General features: G+C 74.6%; 3 protein-coding genes. All 3 read left to right on the top strand.

The window, feature by feature from the left end:
- The first annotated feature begins 365 nt into the window (after nucleotides 1-365).
- Entirely contained in the window at nucleotides 366-737 is a 372-nt protein-coding gene (locus ACOV8S_RS17635) for an NADH-quinone oxidoreductase subunit A (protein WP_108954861.1), read from the top strand.
- On the top strand, nucleotides 728-1,396 hold the full coding sequence (locus ACOV8S_RS17630) for an NADH-quinone oxidoreductase subunit B (RefSeq protein ID WP_448318714.1): 669 nt from the start codon (nucleotides 728-730) through the stop codon (nucleotides 1,394-1,396). The genes ACOV8S_RS17635 and ACOV8S_RS17630 overlap by 10 nt, the downstream gene beginning before the upstream one ends.
- On the top strand, nucleotides 1,393-2,101 hold a 709-nt coding region (locus ACOV8S_RS17625; protein WP_448318713.1), incomplete at its 3' end, for an NADH-quinone oxidoreductase subunit C. The genes ACOV8S_RS17630 and ACOV8S_RS17625, both read left to right, overlap by 4 nt.

Raw genomic sequence — 2,101 nt, 5'->3', positions numbered from 1 at the left:
AGCTGGGCCGGGGGCTCGCCGGCCGGCTGGGCCGGGAGCTGGCCCGGCGGCTGGGCCGGGGGCGGCGGGACCGGGTCCGGGACCGGGGCCGGTGTCGGTTCGGTGGTCATGGGGCCAGACTGCCGCGCGGGAACGTGCCCGCGCCATGAGGCGGCCCGCCGAGCGGCACGGGGGGATAACCCCACCCCCGGGGAGCCTCGGGGGTACGCGGGGACCTCCCCGCCCGGGCCGTGCCGCCCGCACTCGCGACCCGAACCCCGCGACCGAAACCCCACCACCGCACCCGGACCGGGGCGAGGACCCAGGGCCTAGACTCCCGTTGCGCATGTTTCCGAGGCAACCTGACGTGAGGAGCGAGGACCGAGGTGCCCGACTACTTCCCCTCCTACTCGGTCGTCGGCCTCCTCGCCGTGGTGGGGGTGCTGTTCGTCGCCGTCGCCTTCGGCGCGGCACGCCTGCTGCGGCCGGTGGTGCCGACCCCCGAGAAACTGCTCACCTACGAGTGCGGCGTCGACCCCGTCGGCGAGGGCTGGGCGCACACCCAGGTCCGCTACTACGTCTACGCGTTCCTCTATGTGATCTTCGCGGTGGACTCGGTGTTCCTCTTCCCCTGGGCGACCGTCTTCGACGCGCCGGGATACGGCGCCGCCACCCTCGTGGAGATGTTCCTCTTCCTCGGCTTCCTCGCCGTGGGCCTGCTGTACGCCTACAGGAAGGGCGTCCTGGAGTGGACGTGAACCCTGCCGCCGCCGGAAACGGCTCCGCCGCCGCGGACGGCCCCGTGGCCGAGCCCGTGATGCTGCCCGAGCCGACGGTGCTGCCCGAGCCGAGGAAGCTGGGCGTGCTGTCCCGCCTCGCGCCCGAGCCGATGAAGGTGGTCCTCAACTGGGGCCGCCGCTACTCACTCTGGGTCTTCAACTTCGGGCTCGCCTGCTGCGCCATCGAGTTCATCGCCGCGTCGATGTCGCGGCACGACTTCATGCGTCTGGGCGTCATTCCGTTCGCACCGGGGCCGCGCCAGGCCGACCTGATGGTCGTCTCCGGCACCGTCACCGACAAGATGGCGCCCGCGGTGAAGCGGCTCTACGAGCAGATGCCGGAGCCGAAGTACGTCATCTCCTTCGGTGCCTGTGCCAACTGCGGGGGCCCGTACTGGGACTCGTACGCGGTCACCAAGGGCGTCGACCAGATCGTCCCCGTCGACGTCTACGTGCCGGGCTGCCCGCCGCGGCCGGAGGCGCTGCTCCAGGGGATCATCAAGCTCCAGGAGAAGATCGCCCGCGAGTCGCTGGGGGAGCGGTACGGCAGGGGCGGCGCCGCACCCCGCCCCTCCGCCGCGGCCCTGAACAGCGGGCTGGTCCGGCCGCCGGCCGCGGAGGGGGACGAGGCGCGATGAGCGACGGGTGGCTGCCGGAGCCGGCGGACGCGCTCTTCGGCGACGGGGCCGAGGCGCACGAGTCGTACGAGGTCCTGACCGTCGACGTCCCGCCGGGTTCCTGGACCGAGGCGCTGACCGTGGCCCGGGACCGGCTCGGATGCACCTTCTTCGACTGGCTGAGCGCGGTCGACGAGCCGGGCGCCGGCTTCCGGGTCTGCGCCCACGTGGTCGCCCTCGGGCCGGTGCGGCGGCTGCTGCTGCGCACCACCGTGCCGCACGACGCCCCGGTGCTGGCCACCGCGGTCGAGGTCTACGCGGGCGCGGCCTGGCACGAGCGGGAGACCCACGAGATGTTCGGCGTGCGGTTCGAGGGCCACCCCGGGCTGGAGCCGCTGCTGCTGCCGGAGGGCTTCGAGGGGCACCCGCTGCGCAAGGACTTCGTCCTGGCGGCGCGGGTGGCCAAGGCGTGGCCGGGGGCCAAGGAGCCGGGGGAGTCCGATCACGGTGGACCCAAGCGGCGGCAGATGCTGCCGCCGGGGGTTCCCGACCCGAACGAGTGGGGTCCGCTGAAGGGCACCCTCCCGGCCGCCCCGGCCCGTGGCGCGGGCCGGGCGGCGGGAGCGGACCGCCCGCGCCGCACCCGCACCGCGGCGGAGGGCCCCGCGTCCGCGACGCCCGCGGCTCCTTCCGCCCCGGCCGCCGCGTCCGCCCCGGCCACCCCGT

Source organism: Streptomyces sp. CO7 (assembly GCF_053474865.1).
The sequence above is the reverse complement of the archived record's forward strand: the minus strand, read 5'-3'. Positions and strand labels throughout refer to the sequence as shown.